We start from the raw sequence: 21,301 nt of genomic DNA, 5'->3' as shown, positions 1-21,301 counted from the left end.
TAGTATTGAAAACTATGTAAAAGGAGGAGTTATGATGACTCGTATCGGCAAGTTGATGGTTTTGATCTGTGTTTTCGTCCTTGTGGGAGCACTCACGGCCCCGGCAGCGGAAGATCCCATCAAGATCGGTATCGTCAGCCCCGTTTCCGGCAACTACGGCGATCACGGCAAGCTGGAACGCATGGGCATGAAGGCCGCGCTGGAAGAGTTCGGCTCCAAGGTCCTCGGACGGCCCGTCGAACTGGTCGTCGCCGACTCCGAAACCAACCCCGACGTGGCCGCCCGCCGCGCCCGCCGACTGATCGAGGTCGACGGCTGCAAGTACCTCATGGGCGCGGTCTCCAGCTCGGTCGCCGCCGCCATCTCCGCCGTGGCCACCGAGAACAAGGTCCTCTACTTCGCCACCAACGGCAACTCCGATACCCTGAACGCCTCCAAGGCCAATACCTATATGTTCCACGTGGCCCCGAGCATGGCCATGCTGGTTCGCGGCGGCGCGGACTACGTCGCCAAGAACATCGGCAAGAAATGGTTCTACATCACCCACGACTACTCCTGGGGCCACTCCGGAACCGCCTGGGCCCGCGCCTCGGCCAAGAAGCTCGGCGTCACCGAGGTCGGCGAGATCAAGGTTCCCCTGGGCACCCGCGACTTCAGCTCCCAGTTGCTCCAGGCCCGCCAGTCCGGGGCCGACGTGCTCGTCGTCACCATGGCCGGTTTCGACAACGTGGCCCTGCTCAAGCAACTGGCAGAGTACCGCATCTACGACAAGATGAAGGTCTGGTACACGCTGATGGAATTCGTCGACATGTGGCCGCTCAAGCCCGAACAGCGCCAGGCCTACGCCAACGTCGAAGTCTACTGGAACGAGAACGACAAGACCCGCGCCTTCGCGGAAATGCTGCAAAAGAACAACCCCGACACTCCCTGCCCCATGCCGCTCGACAACGGCACCTATGAGGGGTGGCTGGCCATGAAAATCCTGCTGACCGGCATCCAGAAGGCCGGCACCGATGACGTCGACTCCGTGATCAAGACCATCGAAGGTCTGGAAATCAAGGACAACATGCGCAAGTACCCGACCAGGGTCCGCGCGTGGGACCACCAGGTCATCACCCAGATCGACCTGATCAAGGCCAATCCCAAGGCCACCGGCCCCGCCATGTGGGACGTCATCGACGAAGTCGATGCCGCCACCGTGGCCCGGACCAAGGCGGAGAATCCCATCAACGTGAGCATCAGCAAATAGTACAGGCCCCAATGGGCGCCCGGTCTCCGGGCCGGGCGCCTCGCCTTTACCCGGGAGTGTGTCAATGTCTCTCTTTATCAATCTGTTCGTCAACGGAGTGATCCTCGGCTTGCTCTACGCGACGATCGCCCTCGGCTTCTCTCTCGTGCTCGGTGTGTCGGGCGTGCTCAATTTTGCGCACGGCGTCCTGTTCGCTCTCGGAGCCTACGGGTACTGGGTCCTGAAGGATTTCATGGGGTTCTGGCCCGCCATGGCCGGGGCCACGCTGATCGTTGGCGTCATCGGCGTCGTTGTGGAGCGGCTGCTCGTCCGCCGGGTCTACGGGGAGGATCCACTCTTCGGCCTGGTCATCACCATGGGATTCGCCATGGCCATCGAGCAGGTCCTGCACATGATCTTCGGGGCCGCGGCCAAGACGGTCAACCCCCCCGCATTCGCGCAGGGCGTCCTTTTCCTGGGCGACATGATGGTCCCCTACTACCGCCTGTTCGTGGCCCTGTGCTGCGTCGTGGTCCTGACGGGCACCTGGCTGGTCCTGAACAACACGGCCTTCGGCGCCATCGTCCGGGCCGGCATGTACGACAGCGAGATGGTCTCGGCCCTGGGCCACGACCTGCCACTGCTGCGCACCGCCGTGTTCGCCCTGGGCGCCATGGCCGCCGCCTTCTCCGGGGTGCTCGCCTCGTCCATCTGGTCGATCAAGCCGGGTATGGGAGGGGCCTTTCTCATGCCGTCGTTCTTGGTCGTGCTCATCGGCGGCCTGGGGAGCATACGGGGCACGGTCCTGGGTGGACTCATCGTCGGCCTGACCACCTCGCTGCTGTCCCTGGTCATCCCCCGGTTCGTGGACATCATGCCCTACGTGATCATGGCCGTGGTCGTGTACTTCTGGCCCCGCGGGCTCCTCGGCAAGCAAAACATTCTCGAATAGAGGGGAAGGAACATGAGACCCAAATCCATTACGAGGGACCCATACCTCTATATCTTCCTGGCCTTTGCCCTGTATCCGTTCTATCCCTTCCTCGGCAATTTCACGTCCCTGGGGTCGGAACTGCTGCTCTTCTTCATCTTCACCCTGAGCTTCAACCTCTGCCTGGGGTACACCGCCCTGCCGTCCTTCGGACACGGGGCCCTCTACGGCATGGGCACCTTCGGCGCGGCCCTGACCTTCCTGCACCTGACGCCCGGCCTGGGCATCGGCCTGTCCATCCTGATCGGCGGCCTGACCGGCATGCTGGGCGCCACGGCCGTGGGCTGGCTCATCCGAGACAAGAAGGGCATCTACTTCGCCATGATGACCGTGGCCTTCTCCCAGGTGATGTTCGGCCTGTGCTGGCGCTGGGACGAGGTCACCGGCGGCGAGTCCGGCCTGACCGGCCTCTCCAGGACCTCCTTCCTGGGCCTGGATATCTCCGGTTCGGTGCCCTACTACTACCTGTGCTTCGGCTTCTTCGTGGTCTGCGCCATCCTCATCCGGATCATCGCCCGGTCCAGCTTCGGCATGACTCTGCAAAGCATCCGCCAAAACCCGGTGCGGGCCACCTACCTCGGCTACAACACCGGCTTCTACAAGTTCCTGGTCTACGCCCTGTCCGGCTTCTTCGCCGGGCTGGCCGGAGCCCTGTACTGTTTCCTGGCCGGAGCCGCCTTCGCCGACATCTTCGACTGGACCAAGTCCGGCGACGTGGTCATCGCCACCCTGCTGGGGGGCGGCACGGCAAGCTTCTACGGGCCCATCGTGGGGTCGCTCATCTTCCTCGTCTGCAAGGAACTTATCAGCGCATTCTGGGAAAACTGGCTGCTGGCCTACGGTCTCTTCTTCGTCCTGATCATCCTGATCTGTCCGCGCGGGCTGCTGGGGCTCATCACCGACAAGGACCATACCTGCGGCATCTCTAAAGAGAAGAGGGAGTCATGACAATTCTGTCCATCAACAACCTGAGAAAGTCCTTCGGGTCCAACCTGGTCACCAACGACGTCTGCGTGGACTTCAAGGAGGGGGAACTGGTCTCCATCATCGGCCCCAACGGGGCGGGCAAGACCACCTTCTTCAACCTGCTGACCGGCATGATCAAGCCCGACGCCGGCAAGGTCCTCTACAAGGGCCAGGACATCACCGGCCTGCCGCCCTACAAGACCCTGACCTACGGCCTGTCCCGCTCATTCCAGGTGGTCAGCCTCTTCGAGGAGATGAACGTCCTGGAGAACGTGGCCATCGGTGTGCAGAGCGACCTGGGCCTGCGCGGGAACCTCTTCAAGAACTTCAAGACCAACCGGCAGATCCGGGAGAAGAGCGAGTTCATCCTCGATATGGTCGGCCTGCTCGAAAAGCGGGACTTCCCGGTGGGGGCCATCTCCCACGGCGACCGCAAGATCCTGGACATCGGCATGGCCCTGTCCCGCCGCCCGGAGACCCTGCTGCTGGACGAACCCATGAGCGGCCTGGCCAAGAACGAGCGGTTCCGGATCACGGACCTGATCGAAAAACTCCGCAAGTCCATGACCCTGATCGTGGTCGAACACGACATGGACGTGGTCTTCAAGATCTCGGAGAAGATTCTTGTCCTCCACCAGGGCGGCGTCCTGGCCTTCGACACCCCGGACGCGGTGGCGAACAACGAGAAAGTCCAGTCTGTCTACCTGAAGGGATAGTGATATGCTGCTTGAAATAAAGAATCTGACCAGTTTCTACGGCGACGCCCAAATCCTCTTCGACGTCAATCTCGAAGTGGAGGAAGGCACTGTGGTCGGGCTCTTCGGCCGCAACGGGGCCGGCAAGAGCACCACCTTCCGCTCGATCATGGGCTTCAACAACCCCCAATGCGAGGGGGAGATCAAGTTCAAGGGCCGGGACATCACCTGCCTGCCGCCCTACAAGATCGCCAAGCTGGGCATCGGCTGGGTCCCCGAAGACCGAAAGATATTCCCCAACCTGACCATCAAGGAAAACCTCCTGCTGGGGCAGCGCTCCAAGCCCGACGGCCGGGGCGGCAAGGAAGTCACCCTGGACGCGGTGTACAAGTACTTTCCCAAGCTCAAGGAGATGGAGAGGAAGTGGGGCTGCGAGATGAGCGGCGGCGAGCAGCAGATGCTGACCATCGGCCGGACGCTCATGTCCAACCCCGACCTGATCCTCCTGGACGAACCCACCGAGGGGCTGGCCCCGCTCATCGCCGACCAGGTCATGGAAATGGTCCTGGAGGTCAAGCGCGAGTACGGCATGGCCCTCATCGTCGTGGAACAGTTCTCCCCCAAATTCCTGAGCTTCATGGACCACTGCTACGTGCTCGAAATCGGCGAGATCATTTACGACGGCAACGCCAAAACATTGGAAGACGATGTGGAACTACAACAAAAACTTCTGGGTGTGGGCTAAATGAAAAAGAAAAATCCGACAACGATCAAAGACATCGCTGCCAAGGTGGGGGTTTCCGCCACCACCGTCTCCATGGTGCTGAACAACCCGGAGACGCCCCGCGTGAGCAAGGAACGGCGCAGGCAGGTCCTCAAGGCCTGCGAGGAGCTGGACTACCGGCCCAACTTCGCCGCCCGCATGCTCCAGAAGAAAGAGAGCAACATCATCGGCCTGACCGTCGAATCGCTCAAGAACCCGTTCTTCTCCGAACTGGCCCAGGGCGTGGTCCAGCGCGCCAAGGAGCTGGGCTATTCCGTCCTGCTCGCCTCGGTCAAGGGCGGCATAGAGGACCAGCGCAGCAGCATCCGCAACCTGCTCGACTACGGCGTGGACGGCCTGATCCTCAGTTCCGTGTTTCTGGACGACCCGTGCATCGAGGAGCTCTTCGAGATGGACGTGCCGTTCCTCCTGTCCCTGCGCCAACTGCGCAAGACAGACTCCCGCCGCGCCTACAACTTCGTGGGCGTGGACAACTACAAGGGCAGTTGCGAGATCATCGAGCACCTGGCCTCCCTGGGCCACACCTCGTTCCAGGTCCTGGCCGGTCCGCAAAACGTCTCCACCGGCTACAACCGCCTGCTCGGCACCCTGGACACCTTCGACAAGCTCGGCCTCGACTTCGACAGGGACACCTCCCTGCGCATCTCCGACGACTTCTACAAGGAATCGGGCATGCGCTTCGCGGCCGACCTGGTCAAGGGCGGCGAACTGCCGTCCGCCATCGTGGCCCACAGCGACTACCTGGCCATCGGCGTGATCACCGCCCTGCTCGACGCAGGCTACAGGGTCCCGGAGGACGTGGCCGTGGTCGGCTTCGACAACATCGAGATGTCCTCCCTGCCCGGCGTCAGCCTGACCTCGGTCAGCCACAACAAGAACCAGGTCGGCTATTCGTCCGTCGATCTCCTGCTCAAGACGATCAAGACCCGTCAGATACAGCAGATGATTTTGGACCCGCACGTCATTGTCCGGAACAGCAGCGCCCTGCCCCTGCGCTTCCGCAAGTGACGAGTCACATACAAGAAATAATCAAAGGAGTTAGATCATGGTCAATGTTGGAATCGTTGGATACGGCATTATCGGACAGCGGCTGGCCGACGGCGTGTCGCTGCAGGAAGACATGGAACTGGTCGGCGTGTGCGACGTCGCGCCCACACTGACCGTGCGCGCCCTGCACGAGAGCGGCATGCCCTACGACCTGTACAACGCCATCCCGGAGAACGACAAGCTCTTCAAGGAGGCGGGCATCCCGCTTTCCGGCTCCTTTGAGGACCTGGTGGACAAGTGCGACATCATCCTCGACGCCACCGTGGCCGGCATCGGCGCCAAGAACAAGGCCTACTACGAGTCCAAGGGCAAGAAGGCCGTGTTCCAGGGCGGCGAGTCCAACGACGTGGCCGACGTCTTTTTCCACGGCTACGCCAACTACGCCAAGGGCATCGGCAAAAACTACCTCAAGCTGACCTCCTGCAACACCACCGGCTTCATCCGCGCCATCGACTGCCTGGACGAGGCCGTGGGCGTGGAGAAGGTGGCCATCACCATCATCCGGCGCATTGCCGACCCGGGCGACTACCATCGCGGTCTGACCAACGCCCTCAAGGTGGACAAGGCCCCCAACCACCAGTGCGTGGACCTGATGACCATCATGCCCCACATCCAGGCCACCGGCATCCTGGTGCACACCCCGGTCACCCACGGCCACATCATCACCCTGGTGGTCACCCCCAAGAAGGAAATCAGCCCGGCCGAGGCCGAGAAGCTTTTCCGCCGGCACGACCGCATCCGCGTGGTCAGCCTGGACGAGGGCTTTTTGGGCAACGCTTCCATGTTCCGCTACGCCCGCGACCTGGGCAACTACCGGTCCGACATGTACGAGATCGCCCTGTGGAAGGACACCCTGGTCAGCTCCGGCAAGGATCTGATGTTCGCCATCAACATCCCCCAGGAGTCCGTGACCATCCCGGAGAGCATCGACGCCATCCGCGCGGCCATGGGCATGCAGTCCGACCCGGCCGAGGGCGTGGCCCTGACCAACAAGTACCTCGGCATGGGCAAGTGGAAAACCCCGCAGTACATGAAAGGATAAGACCATGTCCCAACGGCTGCACATGCGCCCTCTGGAGGAATTGAACTACGCGGACAAGCGCGTGCTTGTCCGCGTGGACATCAACTCCCCGCTCGATCCGAAGACCCACCGGATACTGAACACCAACCGGATCGAGAAGAGCGTCCCGACCCTGTCCCACCTCCTGGACAACGGCGCCGCGCTCGGCATCCTCGCCCACCAGGGCGACACCCTCAACTACAGGGACCTGGTGCCTCTTGAGGAGCACGCGGGGGTGCTGAGCGGGCTCCTGGGCCGGGAGGTCGGCTACATCGACGACGTGGCCGGACCGGCGGCGGTCGAGGCGGTCAAGGCCCTCAAGCCCGGACAGGCCCTGCTCCTGGGCAACGTCCGCTACCTCACCGAGGAGGTCTCCTCCTTCGAGAACGCGGTCACCCTGAAGCCCTCGGAGATGCTGGACTGCTATCTGGTGCGCCGTCTGGCCCCGCTGTTCGACATCTACGTCAACGACGCCTTTGCCGCCGCCCACCGCAACGCCCCGTCCATGGTGGCCTTCCAGGAAGTGCTGCCCTCGGCCGCGGGACGCCTGCTCTTCGACGAGGTGGCGGCCCTGCGCAAGGTCATGGACGCTCCGGCGCGCCCGGCGGTCTTCCTGCTCGGCGGGCTGAAGATCTCCGACGCCTTCTCCATGATGCTCAAAGTCCTGGAAACCGGGGCCGCCGACACCATCCTGACCTGCGGCGTCACCGGGATCATCATGCTCATGGCCCAGGGCGCGGACGTGGGCGAGGCCATGCGCACGTTCATCTCCGACCGTTCCCTGGACGTCTTCGTCGAACCGGCCCGCACTTACCTGAGGGACTACCCCGGCAGGATCGAGGTCCCCTCGGACCTGGCCTGCCAGGTGGACGGCGGGCGCGTGGAGATGAGCGTGGCCGCCCTGCCCGGCACGGACATCTACCCGGACATCGGGCGGGACACGGCCGAGCGGTACGCACGGATCATCGCTGCCGCGGGCACGGTCTTCGTCAACGGCCCCCCCGGCGTGTACGAGGACGAGGCCTTCGCCTGCGGCACCAAACGGCTCTTCGAGGCCCTGCGCGACACCGACGCCTACACCGTGGTCGGCGGCGGCGACTCGGTCTCGGCCGCGGCCCGGTTCATCGACCTGAAGGACCTCGACTACGTGTGCACCGCGGGCGGGGCCATGGTCCGGTTCCTGTCCGGCATTGAACTACCTCTGCTGACGGCCATGCAAAAAGCTTTCGAGAACAACATATAACTGCGACGGCCCCGGCTTTCGCCGGACCGCCAACGCGAGGAATACGTCATGGAAAAGAGCTTTCGCTTCAACTGCAGAACAATGGTCAATTTCGGCTTCGGCGCGGTCAGCGCCCTGCCCGAATACGTAGCCAAGCTGGGCGGCACGAAGATCCTGCTCCTGTGCGATCCCGGCATCGCCTCGACCCCCATCCTCGACACGGTCACGGACATCCTGGACAGCGCGGACATCGACTACGAACTGTTCGACAAGGTCACTCCGGAGCCGCCGGTGGCCGACATCCTCAAGGCCGTGGACATCCTCAGGGAGAGCGGCTGCGACATGTGCATCGGGCTCGGCGGCGGCAGCGCCATGGACGTGGCCAAGGGCGTGGCCATGGCCGCGGGCAACGACGGCAAGTACGAGGAGTACGCGGGCATCGGCAACGTGCCGCGCAAGGGGCTGCCCTGCCTGGTCATCCCCACCACCGCAGGAACCGGCGCCGAGGTCTCCATCATCTGCATCGCCACCAAGGGTGAGTCCAAACTCGGCGTAGTCGACCCCCTGATCGCCGCCGATGCGGCCCTTGTCGACCCCGAGTTGACCATGGGTCTGCCGCGCAAGATGACCGCCGAGACCGGCGTGGACGCCCTGGTCCACAACATCGAAAGCTTCCTGACGGTCACCGAAAACCCCATGGCCGACGCCGTGACCCTGGAGGGCATCCGCCGGATCTGGACCTACCTGCGCCGCGCCGTGGCCAACCCCGGCGACCGCGAGGCCCGCTACTACATGGCCTACGGGAGCCTGCTCGGCGGCTACGCCATGAACCTGACCGACGGCGCGGCCTCGGTGCACGGGCTGGCCTTTGCCCTGGGCACCCTGTTCCACGTGCCCCACGGCCTGGCCGTGGCCATGATGGTCCCCAGGACCATGGCCGCAGTGGCCAAGGGCAACTACGCCAAGTTCACGGCCATGGGCGAGGCCATGGGCATCTGCTGCGCCGGGCTGACCGCGCCCCAGGCCGCCGAGCGCATCGTCGGCGAGATCGAGCAGATGTACCGCGACATCGGCATCCCCCTGAACCTCCGGGGCCTGAATGTCGGCATCACCGAAAACGACCTGGAACGGCTCACGGACGAGGCCTACTCGCAGAAGCGCGTCATGGGGCACTCCATGTACCAACTGACCCGCGACGAGGTCCTGGCCATATTCAAGGCGGCCTATTAGGACGCCGGCGGTCTTCCGGCCCCCTCCGCCTGAGGGGGGCCGGGGGCCGCCCCATCCTGGCGGCGCCACCGGGCACTCCCCTGAACAAGGATTCGAACATGAGCGAAATCAGCACAGTACTCGTCCTCGGAGCGGGCGTGATGGGCCGGGCCATCGCCCAGCACCTGGCCTGCGCGGGCATCGAAACCACGGTCTTCAGCCGGACCCGGCGGACGCTGGACACCTGCCGGGGGCAGATCCGGGACAGCCTGACCACCCTGGCCGGGCAGGGCCTGGCCTCGGAAGCGGACAACGCCGCCGCCCTGTCCAGGATCACCTATGTCACGGACATGGCCGAACCGGCCGGAAAGGTGGACCTGGTCATCGAGACCGTGTCCGAGAACCTCCCGCTCAAGCAGAAGATATTCCGCGAGCTGGACGGACTCTGCCCGGCGGGGACCATCCTGGCCACCAACACCTCGTCTTTCGACATCAACGAGATCGCCAGCGCGGCCGTGAACGGGCCCGAGCGCGTGCTCGGCATGCATTGGTTCCATCCGCCGAACATCACGCCGGGCATCGAGCTCATCCCCGGCGCCGCCACCGCGCCCGGCGTCCTGGAGGTTCTGGAGGCGTTCTGCCGGGCTGTGGGCAAGGTCCCGACCCGGTGCGCCAACGCACCGGGCTTCGTAGCCAACCGCATCCAGATGGCCATGGTCGCCGAGGCGCTCAAGATCGTGGCCGAGAAGCTGGCCACCCCGGAGGAGGTGGACCGGATCATCCGCTCGACCATCGGCTTCCGCCTCGGGGCCTTCGGCCCGTTCGAGATCGCGGACATGGCCGGGACCGACACCTATCTGGCCATCATGCACTACATGCGCGAGAAGCTCGGCTGGGACAACGGCCAGGCCATCGCCCTGTTGACCACCTACACCGACCGAGGCCGCTTCGGCCTGAAGGCCGGGGCCGGATTCTACGACTATGACGAGGCTTCGGCGGCGCGCGTGCTCAAGCTGCGCGATGAATTCCTGTCCCGCCGGCTGGCGCTTTTCAACGAGGAAAACAGCGAGCGCAACCCATGAACATTTCACTCGGATATGGAAAAGGTACTCTCCAAGCGGCTATCGACGACGCCCATGTTGACGCCGTCCTGACGCCGAACGACGTTCCGGTCCCCGATGACGAAAGCCGACTGATCCTCTCCGCCCTCCGCCATCCCATCGGCACCGGAACGATCGCCAAGACCTTCGGCCCCGGCCAGAGCGTGTGCATCGTGACCAGCGACATCACCCGACCCTGCCCCTCCTACAAGCTGCTACCTCCGCTGCTTGAGGAATTGGGTGAAGCGGGCGTAAAAAACGACGACATCACCATCGTCTTCGCCCTGGGCGCGCATCGCAGGCACACGCGGGAAGAAATCGAACACCTCGTGGGAAAAGACATCGCCTCCCGCTATCGCTGCATCGACATGGACCCGCAAGACGTGGTCCTGGTGGGCGTGTCGACCCGAGGCACCCCTTTCGAGGTCTTCCGGCCGGTGGCCGAAGCGTCCCGGCGCATCTGCCTGGGCAACATCGAGTACCACTACTTCGCCGGGTACAGCGGCGGCATCAAGGCCATCGTGCCCGGCGTGTGCTCGCGCCGGACCATCCAGGCCAACCACGCCTTCATGGTCGACGAGAAGGCGGCCACGGGCAATCTCATCGACAACCCGGTGCGCGACGACCTGGAGGCGCTCCTGGGATTCCTGTCCGTGGACCTGATCCTCAACGTGGTGCTCGCCCCGGACAAGACCGTGCTGCACGCCGTGGCCGGGGACTGCATCCAGGCCCACCGGGCGGGCTGCGCCTTTCTGGACACCCTGTACCGATTCCCCCTGAAAAAGGCGGCGGACATCGTCCTGGTCACCCCCGGCGGATTTCCCAAGGACCTGAACATCTACCAGGCCCAGAAGGCCCTGGACAACGCGCGCTACGCCGTGCGCCAGGGCGGCGTGATCATCTGGGTGGCCGCCTGCCCCGAGGGTTACGGGTCCGAGGTCTTCGAGACCTGGCTCAACGAAGCCGACAGTCCCGACGACCTCATCGCCCGGGTCAAGGCCCGGTTCCAGCTCGGCGGACACAAGGCCGCGGCCATCGCCATGACCGAGAAGAAGGCCGACGTGTACATGGTCTCCGAACTGGAGGACGCGGTCATGGAAAACATGTTCGTGACCCCCTGCCCCGATGTGGAGACGGCCCTGGCCAGGGCGCGCGCCAAGCTCGGTGAGGACGCCCGCATCGTGGTCATGCCCTACGGGGGGTCCACCCTCCCGGCGGTCGAGCCGGTGCCCTAACGCACAACCATCAAGGAGATACGAAATGGCATTATTCACCAAACAGGAGGCCCTGGACTACCATTCCAAGGGCCGCAAGGGGAAGGTCGAGGTCGTTCCGGTCAAGCCGTGCAAGACCCAGAAGCATCTGTCCATGGCGTACAGCCCCGGCGTGGCCGAGGCGTGCATGGCCATCCACGCCGACCCCGAACTGGTCTACGAATACACCGGCAAGGGCAACCTGGTCGGCGTGGTCTCCAACGGCACCGCCGTGCTCGGCCTGGGCAACATCGGGCCCCTGGCCGGCAAGCCGGTCATGGAGGGCAAGGGCGTGCTGTTCAAGGTCTTCGGCGACGTGGACGTCTACGACATCGACCTGGACGTGACCGATCCCGACGCCCTCTGCGACGTGGTCAAGGCCCTGGAGCCGACCTTCGGCGGCATCAACCTCGAAGACATCAAGGCCCCGGAATGCTTCTACATCGAAGAGAAGCTGAAAAAGGAAATGAACATCCCGGTCTTCCATGACGACCAGCACGGCACGGCCATCGTCACCGCGGCCGGCATGATGAACGCCCTGGAGATCTCGGGCAAGGACCCGGCGCAGATGCGCGTGGTCATCTCCGGCGCGGGCGCGGCGGCCATCGCCTGCACCAACCTGTACCGGAACATGGGCGTCAAGTTCGAGAACATCGCCATGTTCGACTCGCGCGGCCACATCAACAAGTCCCGCAGCGACCTGAACGAGTTCAAGCAGCAGTACGCCACCGACAAGGCCTACGGCTCCCTGGCCGAGGCCATGGTCGGCGCGGACTGCTTCCTGGGCCTGTCCAAGGGCGGCATCGTCTCCAAGGAGATGGTCAAGTCCATGTCCGACAACTGCCCGATCATCTTCGCCTGCGCCAACCCGGACCCGGAGATCACCTACGACGACGCCAAGGCCGCCCGCCCGGACTGCATCATGGGCACCGGCCGCTCGGACTTCCCGAACCAGGTCAACAACGTGCTCGGCTTCCCGTTCATCTTCCGCGGCGCGCTCGACTGCGGCGCCACGGCCATCACCGAGGGCATGAAGCTGGCCGCCGCCCAGGCCCTGGCCGACCTGGCCAAGACCGAGGCCCCGGCCTACGTCTGCGAGGCCTTCGGCGTGGACAAGCTCGAATTCGGCACCGACTACGTCATCCCCAAGGCCCTGGACCTCAGGCTCATCGAGTACGTCTCCGTGGCCGTGGCCAAGGCCGCCATGGAGGAGGGCGTGGCCCGCAGGCAGCTCGATCTCGATGCCTACAAGGCCTCGCTGAGTGAACGTATCAAGGAGTCCGGCAAGCGCGTCGGCGCATTCGTTGAAACTTATCATCTGAACATCTGACGAAAACAACCGTCCCCGCACGCGGCGGACGGACGGCGACGGACCTTCTCAAATCCGCTTCAGTGACCGCAACTCACTCAACAACGACACCCCAAGGGATCGCAGGATTTGACAAGGGGCCCCCGGCTTGGCCGGGAGGCCTGCCCAAAAGGAAAGGGGAGACCCGAAACGAGTCTCCCCTTTGTCTTGCCGGGCGGAACCGTCCGCCCAAAATTTGCTCGCCGGTTAGCCGTCCAGGCTCGCGGAATGCACGGTCTCGGCGGTCTTGGCGTTGCCGTTGCCCATAATATGCGTACCCGGAGCGGTCACGTTCATGCCCACGATCAGCGCCAGGGCGGTCACCATGATGCAGGAAATCACTACAGTCTTGACACGTCTCATATCAGTGTCCCCCATGTTGTCGTTTTCTCGTTCTCACAGGCCGGCACCCACCGGCCACGAATCATACCTACCACAAGAAAACCTTCGTGCAAGGAAAATACACCATTGTAACATACTGTAATTAATCAATTTATAAAATATTTTCATGGACTGACTGATTGGTTAATCAAAATCGGACCGGAACAAGGCCGCCGCCTTGCATTTCGGCGGCAACGGCGGCCCGAACCGGGAAAGCCGCCGGGGCAGGAATTCCGGAGCGTACGGGCCGAACGGTTCGGGTGAGCGGGTGAGAAAAGCCCGGCTCCGGGCCGGGGCCGCCTCGTCTTCAGGGGGCCGGGCTAGCCCGCCGCGATCTCTTCCCAGAGCAGATCCATGATCCGCGACTTGACCCGGGAGAACTCCGGGGTCAGCGAGGCCTTGTGATCGCGCGGGCGGGCGATGTCCACCGGGACCTTGGCCTTGATCCGGCCGGGCCGCCTGGACATGATGTAGACATTGTCGGCCAGCAGGATGGCCTCGTCGATGTCGTGGGTGATGAACAGGATGGTGCTCGATTCCTGCCGCCAGACGTCCAGAAGCAGCTCCTGGAGGAGCAGCCGGGTCTGGGCGTCCAGGGCCCCGAAGGGCTCGTCCATGAGCAGCATGACCGGCTTGTTGGCCAGCACGCGGGCGATGGCCACCCGCTGCTTCATGCCCCCCGAGAGCTCCTTGGGCAGGGCGTTCTCGAACTCGGCCAGGCCGACCAGGTCGATGTACTTGCGGGCGGTCTCCGCGCGCTCGGCCGCGGGCACGCCCTTGAGGCGCAGGCCGAACTCCACGTTCTTGCGCACGGTCAGCCAGGGAAAGAGCGTATAGGACTGGAAGACCATGCCCCGGTCAGCGCCCGGCCCGGTGATGGGCTCGCCTTCGAGCACGGCCGCGCCCGAGGTGGCCCGCTCCAGCCCGGCCACGATGTTCAGCAGGGTGGACTTGCCGCAGCCGGAGGGTCCGACGATGACGGCCAACTCGCCCCGGTCCACGGTCAGGTTGATGTCTTCGAGCGCGGTCACCTCCCCCTTGTTGGAGTCGAAGACCTTGCCCAGGTTGTCGATGGACAGCATGGTCATCGTTTTTCACTCCAGGGGGTTATGAGCCGCGCGAGCAGCTTGAAAAGATAGTCGGTCAAGAGCCCGAGCACACCGATGATGATCAACCCGGCGAAGATGCGGTCGATGGCCAGGAACCGCTGGGCGCGCAGGATCATGTAGCCGAGCCCCGAGTTGGCGGCCACCAGTTCGGCCACCACCAGGTAGGTCCAGGCCCAGCCCACGGTGATGCGCAGGTCGTCCATGATGCCCGGCAGCGCGCCGGGGAACAGGACCAGCCGGTAGGTCTGCATGCGGTTCGCGCCCAGGGTGGCCGCGGCCCGGCTCAGGTCGCCGGGCACGTTGGCCACGCTGTCCGCGACCATCAGGACCAACTGGAAAAAGGTGCCCAGGAAGATGATGGCGAACTTCTGGGCGTCGCCGATGCCGAAATAGAGGAGCGTCAGCGGGACCAGGGCGACCACCGGCAGGTAGCGGGCGAACTCCATGACCGGGGCGACCATGTGCGAGGCGCGCCTGGAGGTGGCGATGAGCAGCCCGAGCGGCACGCCAAACACGGCCGCCAGGGACCAGCCGACCATGACGCGGTAGACGCTGTCCCAGGTGTAGGCGAAGAGGATGCCTTCCCTGTACATCGCCCCGAAGGACAGGAAGACCTTGTGCGGCGGCGGCAGAAACAGGGGCTTGACCGAACCGGCGTAGGCCAGGACCGCCCAGATGCCGAAGACGGCGGACAGGGACGCGGCCGCCAGCCACATCCCTGTCCGCGCGGTCGGGATTCCTTGTTTCATGCTACTCGGCGTTGACGTAGTCGGCGCTGATCAGCGTGTCCACGGACACGTCCTTGGTGATGATGCCCTTGGACTTCCAGAAGGAGATGGCCCGGTCGGCGACCTCATACACGCTGTTGGCCTGGGACTTGTCGAAGAACGCCTTGTTGGCGTCCTGGCCGATGAAGGTCACGCCCGAGGCCATGTCGGCCATTTCCTGGGTCTCGAGGCCCATGGCCTTGGCCATGATCTCGTTGCCCTTGTCCGGGTTCTTTTCGTACCAGGCGATGGCCTCGTTCCAGCACTTGGTCATCTTGGCGGGCACCTCGGGGTGCTTCTTGACGTAGTCGGCATTGAGCACGAACACGTCCACGATGGTCTTGGGCATGTCCTTGGAGGAGACGAGCACGTGGCCGCCCTCGCGCTGGCCCGCGTTGGTCAGCCAGGGCTCCCAGGTCACGGCCGCGTCGATGCTGCCCGCGACAAAGGCCGCGCCCGCGTCGGAGGCGCCCATCTCGGTGATGTTGACGTCCTTCTCGTCCACGCCGTACTTTTTCAGAATGGACAGGAAGAAGAAATAGGAGGTGGAGGACTTGTCCAACCCCACGGTCTTGCCCTTGAGATCGGCCACGGTCTTGATCTCGCCCGAGGCGACCACACCGTCGCCGCCCGAGGACTCGTCCATGCCGAAGACCACGACCTCGGGGGTGCCCTTGGCGTAGTGGATGACCTCGCGGTCGAGCACGTTGCCCAAGCCGTCGATGTTGCCCGACGCCATGGCCGCGGCGTACTGGGCCTCATCCTCGATGATGACCAGGTCCACGTCCAGCCCTTCCTTGTCGAAGTAGCCGAGTTCCTTGGCGATATACAGCGGGCCATAGCCAACCCAGGTGGCGTGGGCCACCTTGACCGGCGTACCGGCAAAGGCCGTGGAAGCACAGAGCAGCAGCGCGCAGACCATCATCACAATGCGTTTCATGGTTTTCCCCCTTCAGGGCGTTCGGGACGGGAAATCCCCTCGGCCGTACGCCGCCGGAACCCCTCCTCGCGCGTATCAACCCGGATTTCCTGCAATCCGCATTTAGTCGTCACCTGATAGTCCACTTCCGTCACACTCGCAACATTTTCGAGCAATCGCGGCCCGCCCGGGCAAGATGGGGCGGGAGGAAATCACGAATTCCGCATTTCCGCGGCCCCGCGGCATGCCCTCCCGCCGCGGGGACCCTCCCGACACCCCTTGACAATGTTTGTGTTTACGATAAGCATTCATGCATTCTTCATCAAGGAGTTTGGATGAGTACCCAGTCTATGGATCTTGCCGCCCGGAATATGGAAAAGGGCGATCCGCAGGTCTAAGCTGCCTCCGAGCCGGCCCCGCGCGCGGCTCCCATGTGGCTGATTCAGCCGACCCCGCTTGTTTCGTCCGAAACAGGTCTTTTGCGACGCTCCTTCTCCATATTCCCCATTCCGTTTCCCGTTGACCGCCGGCCCAGGTTCGGCCGGCCGTGATCCAACACGATCGAAGCCCGGCTTCGATGCAACCGCAATGGAATCAAGATGAAGAAACAGACCCTTTTCGCAAATCAGGACGAACGGGCAAAAAGCCTGCGCCGACTCGGCTGGAACGATCATTTCGAACGTCCGGCAACCAATGAAGACCTCGACCTGAACCGGGTCGCCCGCGTTCTCAGCGCGCAGCGGGACCGGTTCCTGGTCACGGACGGACGCGCCGAATGGCTCTGCTCCCCTTCCGGGAAAATGCGTCACCGCAGACAATGGGACTATCCGGTCACCGGGGACTGGGTGCTCGTGGACGAAAGCGTCGTGCAGCACGTGCTCCCGCGAAAAAACACCCTGTGCCGGGGCGAGGCGGGATCGCGGGGGAAACAGGACGGCGCGGCCCCGCGCGAGCAGCCCATCGCCGCCAACCTGGACACGGTGTTCATCGTCTGCGGGCTCGACCGCGACTACAACCCGCGCCGCTTGGAGCGGTACCTGGCTCTGGTCTGCAATTGCGGGATGACGCCCGTGATCGTCCTGACCAAGACGGACCTCCACGACTGGCCGGACGCGGTCCGCGCCGAGACCGAAGGCCTTGCGCCGGGCGTCCCGGTCGTGCTCACCTCGACCCTGGACGGAAGCGGTGCGGGCGAACTGCACGGCTATCTGGAACCCGGAAAAACAGCGGCCATGATCGGCTCCTCCGGGGCCGGAAAGTCCTCGCTGGCCAACATGCTGCTCGGCGAGGCGGTCCAAACCACGGCCGCCGTCAGCCGGAGCGTGGGCAAGGGACGGCACACCACGACCTCCCGCGAACTCATCGCCCTGCCCGGCGGCGGCCTGCTGATGGACAATCCGGGCATCCGCGAGATCGCCTTCGCCAGTGACGGCGCGGGCTTGGACGCAGCCTTTTCCGACATCCGGGAGCTGGCCGAATCCTGCCGCTTCGCCGACTGCTCGCACCGGCACGAACCCGGCTGCGCGGTCCTCCATGCCGTGGACGCCGGCGGGCTGTCGCAAGCGCGGCTGGACAACTACCGCAAGATGCAGCGTGAAATGGACTACGCGCAGGCCAGCAGCGAAAAGAGCGCGGACCGCGTCGAAAAAGAGCGCTGGAAGGATGTGGCCAAGGCAATAAAACGCATGAACAAGCGCCCGAGACGCTGAACGGCGCGTCAGACAGGCATGGGCTCCCGGCATGGCCGGGGGCCCGCTCCGACGCACGGGAACTACGCCAACATCCTGTATCTTACCGGTCCGTTGCCGTGCTATCCGCCAAATGCGCGCAGCGTCTTCCGGGCAACCGACGTCGCGGGAAAGAGGCGAAGCCGGACACCTATGCATCCAACGGTGCGGGCAGCGCCCTCCTCGCGCGCCGCACAGGAAGCAGAAACATGGCGGCGAGGCCGCCAGGGCGCGAGAGGATCCATCCCCGAACCGCGTAACCGAACCTCCCCGAAAACCGACGCTCTTTGACCCGCCGAAATCGGCTCATCGGGTCAGTGCGACCCGATTCCCTCAATCACCAAAGCCGTCTTCCCAGGCCTTCCTGGGGACGTGCTGACCGTTTCACGCCGCGCATGGCAAATTATATCTCCTGCAACTTCTGCCAGTTATCGCCGACACGCCCAGAGAGACGACAATGGCGGCCGGGTGATCCGCATCCCTGGCACCCATCTTGCCTAAACGGGCATAATACCGATCCCGAAATCGCCCATAATAAGGAGGACACTGTGAGCGAGAGTTCAACCAAAAACCTGCCTGAGGCAATGGCGACGTCTTTTCCCGACGAGCACCGCGAAAAAGAACCACCCGAGAAAAAGATGCTCGTCTCCCGTAGAAAGATGCTGGGCTTCCTGGGCATCCAGATAGCCACGGGGGCGCTGGTCGCCACCCAGGTCATGGCCGCGCCCAAGAACTTCAAGCCGGAATGCACCAACCGCGGCATCACTCCCCAGCAGCTTCCCAACGCGCGCGCCTGGCTCGTCACCAACCCTGCCGCCTGCGTGGGCTGCCGGACCTGCGAGATCGTCTGCTCCCTGTCGCACGACGGCATCTGTCAGCCGACCCTTGCCCGCATCCACACCACCTATGACCCCCTGCACACCATGGGCAAACTCGTTTCCATGACCTTTGCGTGCAAGCAGTGCAACATGGCGGACTGTTACCTGGCCTGTGAGTACGACGCCCTGATCCTGGACAAGAAGACCGGTGCCCGGATCATCGATGCCTCGAAGTGCCAGGCGTGCGGCGAATGCTTCGAAGCCTGTCCCTGGGACATGGTAGTCCACAACGAGACCAAGGACACCTACAGCAAGTGCGACCTCTGCGGCGGCGATCCGCAATGCGTGAAGTATTGCCCGGCCGAAGCGCTCCAGTTCGTTGAACTGGGATAACCTCGTTTGAAAGGAGCAGTTATAATGTACGGATGGGCTGGAAAGATATTGAGGGTGGACCTGACCAAGGGTTCCATCTCCACGGTAGACACCAAAAAATACACGGATTATCTGGGCGGCCTCGGCTTCGGGTACAAGGTCATCTTCGACGAGGCGCCCAAGGCGGGTCCTTTTGACCCGGAGAACCGTCTGATCTTCGCCATCGGTCCCCTGACCGGCACCATGGCGCCTTCCACCTCGCGGCCGGAAGTCATCAGCATCTCGCCGCACTCCTACGCGACGCAATCCAAGCATCCCATGGCTTCCCGAAGCAACTTCGGCGGCTACTGGGGCGCGGAGTTGAAGTTCGCGGGCTATGACGCGATCATCGTCCAGGGCAAGGCCCCCAAGCCGGTGTACATCAACATCAACAACGACAAGGTGACCATCGAGGACGCCTCGTCCGTGTGGGGCAAGGACGGCCTGGCCGCCCAGGAAGCCATCAAGGACTTGCAGAAGGACAGGGACATCCAGATCGCCACCATCGGTCCCGCCGGTGAACGGATGGTCCGCATCGCGCCCATCATCCACCGCCTCGGCAACGTGGCCAGACAGGGCGGGTTCGGCGCGGTCATGGGCTCCAAGAACCTCAAGGCTATCGCCGTGCGCGGCAACAAGGGCGTCAAGGTGGCGGACGAGAAGGGACTGATCGAATACGTCAAGGTCGTGCGCAGCTTCCAGCCCGCTCCCCTGGGCGCCACCCCGCTGTCCAACGGCCCCCTGAGCTGGACCGGGAAGCACATCGATCCCGCGGACATCAACCATCAGGCACAGCGCTTCAACCAGACCCAGAGCAACGCGCCCTGGCTGATGAAATACCACCTCAAGACCCAGTCCTGCTACTCCTGTCCCCAGGGCTGCTACACGTACATGAAGACCCCCAAGGATGGCATGGGCGCGGTCAGTTGCACCCAGTGGTTCTACGCGTGGATGGGCAACCGGGACGAGGCCACCTTCCAGGCCAGCCAGTTGGTCAACAAGCTGGGCCTGGACTCCTTCGAAATGTTCCCCATGATCCAGTTCATCTGGTTCCTGCAGGACGAAAAGGTGAACGGCAAAAGCCTGCTCCGGCACATGTACGACAAGAAGCTGGTCAGCAAGAAGAACCTCGAGGTTCTGGAGGCCGCCCACTACCCCAGCGAAGGCGGCGATCTGGGTTCCGCCGGCCTGGAAGGCATGTTGACGATGATGGCTTATCGCCAGGACTTCCTGGGCGACGCCCTGGGCGAAGGCTTCCGCCGGGCCATGGACATCCTCTCGGACGAGTTCAAGCGGCTCAGGATGCCCGACGTCGCGGACGGCGTCATGAGGTTCGTCAAGATGGAAGGCATCATGGGCGGCGTTGTCGGCGGCAACGGCGGCTGGGGCATGTCCGCCCACTACGACCCCAGAACCTTCGGCTACTACTGGGCCGTCAACTTCGCCATGGAGAACTGCGACCCCATGCGCCACTCGATGACCAATCTGATCGAGTGGACCGGGCTCTCCTTCGAGCAGGCCATGCCCGTGGCCATAAAGCACTGGGGCAAGGACGTCGCGGAGAACGGGTTGAACGACATCCACCGCGACCGCACCACCCCCCTGACCTGGAACGGCGACAAGTCGGCCAAGGCCAACGCCGCCCTGAGCCAGTTCATCCACTACCGCGGCTGCATCAAGGACAGCCTGACGGGCTGCGACTGGGTCTATCCGGTCATGGTCAGCGGCCGTGAGGACCGTGGGTATGCCGGCGACATCTCGGTGGAGTACAAGCTCGTCGGGCTGGTCACCGGAGAAAAGATGACCCAGGACAAGCTGAACGAGCAGGCCGCCCGGACCTGGACCCTGCACCGTCTCCTGACGGTCCTGGAGTGGAATGACGGCAAGCCGGTGAACATGCGCGAAGAGCACGACCAGATCCCGGACCACTTCTTCGCTCCGGTGGACACCCGGCTCCTGCCCGCCTATCCCCCGGCCGATCCGCCGCACCCGCCCCTGGTCCGCGAGAACTTCGAGGCGACCAAGACGGAGTACTACAAGATCATGGGCTGGGACGTGAAAACCGGGCTGCCGACCCGCAGCCTGCTTAAGAAGCTGGGCATGCAGGACGTGCTGGCCTCCTTCGAGGCCCAGGCATTCAGGCTGCCGAGTTAACCAAATCCACAATGGATAGTGAAGAACACCTCCGTCCATTAGGAACCGCGAGACCCGACCTCCCCAGGTTTTCAGCCCCTCGGGGGGTCGGGACCTCCCCTTACGCAAGCCG

Annotated in this window: 19 protein-coding genes; 15 read left to right on the top strand and 4 right to left on the bottom strand. The window is 63.8% G+C overall.

Features of this window, described 5'->3' with window-relative positions; translation table 11 throughout:
- Nucleotides 1–31 precede the first annotated feature (31 nt).
- From V8V93_RS05850 to V8V93_RS05795, 12 genes are all read left to right on the top strand, one after another.
- Nucleotides 32–1,249 carry an ABC transporter substrate-binding protein gene (locus tag V8V93_RS05850; protein ID WP_338669422.1) on the top strand — a complete coding sequence of 406 codons (1,218 nt, stop codon included), beginning with the start codon at nucleotides 32–34 and terminating at the stop codon, nucleotides 1,247–1,249.
- A gap of 64 nt (nucleotides 1,250–1,313) precedes the next feature.
- Nucleotides 1,314–2,180, top strand: a complete 867-nt coding sequence (locus V8V93_RS05845; protein ID WP_338669421.1) for a branched-chain amino acid ABC transporter permease — start codon at nucleotides 1,314–1,316, stop codon at nucleotides 2,178–2,180.
- Between the two features lie 12 nt (nucleotides 2,181–2,192).
- The gene (locus V8V93_RS05840; protein WP_338669420.1) at nucleotides 2,193–3,167 is read left to right on the top strand and encodes a branched-chain amino acid ABC transporter permease; all 975 of its coding nucleotides are present in this window, start codon (nucleotides 2,193–2,195) and stop codon (nucleotides 3,165–3,167) included.
- Nucleotides 3,164–3,901: an ABC transporter ATP-binding protein gene (locus V8V93_RS05835; protein ID WP_338669419.1), complete on the top strand. Its 738-nt coding sequence runs from the start codon at nucleotides 3,164–3,166 to the stop codon at nucleotides 3,899–3,901. Before V8V93_RS05840 ends, V8V93_RS05835 begins: the two co-directional genes overlap by 4 nt.
- Before the next feature lie 4 nt (nucleotides 3,902–3,905).
- A complete protein-coding gene (locus V8V93_RS05830) occupies nucleotides 3,906–4,625 on the top strand; it encodes an ABC transporter ATP-binding protein (RefSeq protein WP_338669418.1) in 720 nt (239 codons plus the stop codon).
- Nucleotides 4,626–5,672, top strand: coding sequence for a LacI family DNA-binding transcriptional regulator (locus V8V93_RS05825; RefSeq protein WP_338669417.1), 1,047 nt, complete (start codon nucleotides 4,626–4,628; stop codon nucleotides 5,670–5,672). It begins immediately after the preceding gene.
- Between the two features lie 37 nt (nucleotides 5,673–5,709).
- A complete protein-coding gene (locus V8V93_RS05820; protein WP_338669416.1) occupies nucleotides 5,710–6,753 on the top strand; it encodes a type II glyceraldehyde-3-phosphate dehydrogenase in 1,044 nt (347 codons plus the stop codon).
- 4 nt (nucleotides 6,754–6,757) lie between these two features.
- Nucleotides 6,758–8,014, top strand: coding sequence for a phosphoglycerate kinase (locus V8V93_RS05815; protein ID WP_338669415.1), 1,257 nt, complete (start codon nucleotides 6,758–6,760; stop codon nucleotides 8,012–8,014).
- A 48-nt stretch (nucleotides 8,015–8,062) separates the two neighbouring features.
- The gene (locus V8V93_RS05810) at nucleotides 8,063–9,223 is read left to right on the top strand and encodes an iron-containing alcohol dehydrogenase (RefSeq protein WP_338669414.1); all 1,161 of its coding nucleotides are present in this window, start codon (nucleotides 8,063–8,065) and stop codon (nucleotides 9,221–9,223) included.
- A 98-nt stretch (nucleotides 9,224–9,321) separates the two neighbouring features.
- Entirely contained in the window at nucleotides 9,322–10,284 is a 963-nt protein-coding gene (locus tag V8V93_RS05805) for a 3-hydroxyacyl-CoA dehydrogenase family protein (RefSeq protein WP_338669413.1), read from the top strand.
- Nucleotides 10,281–11,537: a nickel-dependent lactate racemase gene (larA, locus tag V8V93_RS05800; protein ID WP_338669412.1), complete on the top strand. Its 1,257-nt coding sequence runs from the start codon at nucleotides 10,281–10,283 to the stop codon at nucleotides 11,535–11,537. Before V8V93_RS05805 ends, larA begins: the two co-directional genes overlap by 4 nt.
- A 25-nt stretch (nucleotides 11,538–11,562) precedes the next feature.
- The gene (locus V8V93_RS05795; protein ID WP_338669411.1) at nucleotides 11,563–12,885 is read left to right on the top strand and encodes a malic enzyme-like NAD(P)-binding protein; all 1,323 of its coding nucleotides are present in this window, start codon (nucleotides 11,563–11,565) and stop codon (nucleotides 12,883–12,885) included.
- 225 nt (nucleotides 12,886–13,110) lie between these two features.
- Here V8V93_RS05795 and V8V93_RS05790 read toward each other — a convergent pair whose 3' ends face one another.
- From V8V93_RS05790 to V8V93_RS05775, 4 genes are all read right to left on the bottom strand, one after another.
- Nucleotides 13,111–13,266, bottom strand: a complete 156-nt coding sequence (locus V8V93_RS05790; protein ID WP_338669410.1) for a hypothetical protein — start codon at nucleotides 13,264–13,266, stop codon at nucleotides 13,111–13,113.
- A 338-nt stretch (nucleotides 13,267–13,604) separates the two neighbouring features.
- On the bottom strand, nucleotides 13,605–14,372 hold the full coding sequence (locus V8V93_RS05785; protein ID WP_338669409.1) for an ABC transporter ATP-binding protein: 768 nt from the start codon (nucleotides 14,370–14,372) through the stop codon (nucleotides 13,605–13,607).
- Entirely contained in the window at nucleotides 14,369–15,142 is a 774-nt protein-coding gene (locus tag V8V93_RS05780; protein ID WP_338669408.1) for an ABC transporter permease, read from the bottom strand. The genes V8V93_RS05785 and V8V93_RS05780 overlap by 4 nt, the downstream gene beginning before the upstream one ends.
- 1 nt (nucleotide 15,143) lies before the next feature.
- The gene (locus V8V93_RS05775; protein WP_338669407.1) at nucleotides 15,144–16,100 is read right to left on the bottom strand and encodes an ABC transporter substrate-binding protein; all 957 of its coding nucleotides are present in this window, start codon (nucleotides 16,098–16,100) and stop codon (nucleotides 15,144–15,146) included.
- Nucleotides 16,101–16,678: 578 nt separating this feature from the next.
- On the opposite strand from V8V93_RS05775, the gene rsgA reads away from it, so the two are divergent.
- From rsgA to V8V93_RS05760, 3 genes are all read left to right on the top strand, one after another.
- Nucleotides 16,679–17,788, top strand: a complete 1,110-nt coding sequence (gene rsgA, locus V8V93_RS05770) for a ribosome small subunit-dependent GTPase A (RefSeq protein WP_338669406.1) — start codon at nucleotides 16,679–16,681, stop codon at nucleotides 17,786–17,788.
- Nucleotides 17,789–18,390: 602 nt separating this feature from the next.
- Nucleotides 18,391–19,017: a 4Fe-4S dicluster domain-containing protein gene (locus V8V93_RS05765; RefSeq protein WP_338669405.1), complete on the top strand. Its 627-nt coding sequence runs from the start codon at nucleotides 18,391–18,393 to the stop codon at nucleotides 19,015–19,017.
- 24 nt (nucleotides 19,018–19,041) lie between these two features.
- Nucleotides 19,042–21,189 (top strand): aldehyde ferredoxin oxidoreductase N-terminal domain-containing protein, encoded by a 2,148-nt coding sequence (locus tag V8V93_RS05760; RefSeq protein ID WP_338669404.1) that lies wholly within the window; start codon nucleotides 19,042–19,044, stop codon nucleotides 21,187–21,189.
- The last annotated feature ends 112 nt before the right edge of the window (nucleotides 21,190–21,301 follow it).

It is taken from the genome of Pseudodesulfovibrio sp. 5S69, from assembly GCF_037094465.1.
GTDB lineage: Bacteria > Desulfobacterota > Desulfovibrionia > Desulfovibrionales > Desulfovibrionaceae > Pseudodesulfovibrio > Pseudodesulfovibrio methanolicus.
Note: the sequence above shows the minus strand (reverse complement) of the source record. Positions and strands in the feature narration are given on the sequence as shown.

Excerpts from the sequence above, each read along its gene's own strand:
- V8V93_RS05850 (WP_338669422.1), top strand. The coding sequence starts at position 32 with ATGATGACTCGTATCGGCAAGTTGATGGTTTTGATCTGTGTTTTCGTC.
- V8V93_RS05845 (WP_338669421.1), top strand. The coding sequence starts at position 1,314 with ATGTCTCTCTTTATCAATCTGTTCGTCAACGGAGTGATCCTCGGCTTG.
- V8V93_RS05840 (WP_338669420.1), top strand. The coding sequence starts at position 2,193 with ATGAGACCCAAATCCATTACGAGGGACCCATACCTCTATATCTTCCTG.
- V8V93_RS05835 (WP_338669419.1), top strand. The coding sequence starts at position 3,164 with ATGACAATTCTGTCCATCAACAACCTGAGAAAGTCCTTCGGGTCCAAC.
- V8V93_RS05830 (WP_338669418.1), top strand. The coding sequence starts at position 3,906 with ATGCTGCTTGAAATAAAGAATCTGACCAGTTTCTACGGCGACGCCCAA.
- V8V93_RS05825 (WP_338669417.1), top strand. The coding sequence starts at position 4,626 with ATGAAAAAGAAAAATCCGACAACGATCAAAGACATCGCTGCCAAGGTG.
- V8V93_RS05820 (WP_338669416.1), top strand. The coding sequence starts at position 5,710 with ATGGTCAATGTTGGAATCGTTGGATACGGCATTATCGGACAGCGGCTG.
- V8V93_RS05815 (WP_338669415.1), top strand. The coding sequence starts at position 6,758 with ATGTCCCAACGGCTGCACATGCGCCCTCTGGAGGAATTGAACTACGCG.
- V8V93_RS05810 (WP_338669414.1), top strand. The coding sequence starts at position 8,063 with ATGGAAAAGAGCTTTCGCTTCAACTGCAGAACAATGGTCAATTTCGGC.
- V8V93_RS05805 (WP_338669413.1), top strand. The coding sequence starts at position 9,322 with ATGAGCGAAATCAGCACAGTACTCGTCCTCGGAGCGGGCGTGATGGGC.
- larA (WP_338669412.1), top strand. The coding sequence starts at position 10,281 with ATGAACATTTCACTCGGATATGGAAAAGGTACTCTCCAAGCGGCTATC.
- V8V93_RS05795 (WP_338669411.1), top strand. The coding sequence starts at position 11,563 with ATGGCATTATTCACCAAACAGGAGGCCCTGGACTACCATTCCAAGGGC.
- V8V93_RS05790 (WP_338669410.1), bottom strand. The coding sequence starts at position 13,266 with ATGAGACGTGTCAAGACTGTAGTGATTTCCTGCATCATGGTGACCGCC.
- V8V93_RS05785 (WP_338669409.1), bottom strand. The coding sequence starts at position 14,372 with ATGACCATGCTGTCCATCGACAACCTGGGCAAGGTCTTCGACTCCAAC.
- V8V93_RS05780 (WP_338669408.1), bottom strand. The coding sequence starts at position 15,142 with ATGAAACAAGGAATCCCGACCGCGCGGACAGGGATGTGGCTGGCGGCC.
- V8V93_RS05775 (WP_338669407.1), bottom strand. The coding sequence starts at position 16,100 with ATGAAACGCATTGTGATGATGGTCTGCGCGCTGCTGCTCTGTGCTTCC.
- rsgA (WP_338669406.1), top strand. The coding sequence starts at position 16,679 with ATGAAGAAACAGACCCTTTTCGCAAATCAGGACGAACGGGCAAAAAGC.
- V8V93_RS05765 (WP_338669405.1), top strand. The coding sequence starts at position 18,391 with ATGGCGACGTCTTTTCCCGACGAGCACCGCGAAAAAGAACCACCCGAG.
- V8V93_RS05760 (WP_338669404.1), top strand. The coding sequence starts at position 19,042 with ATGTACGGATGGGCTGGAAAGATATTGAGGGTGGACCTGACCAAGGGT.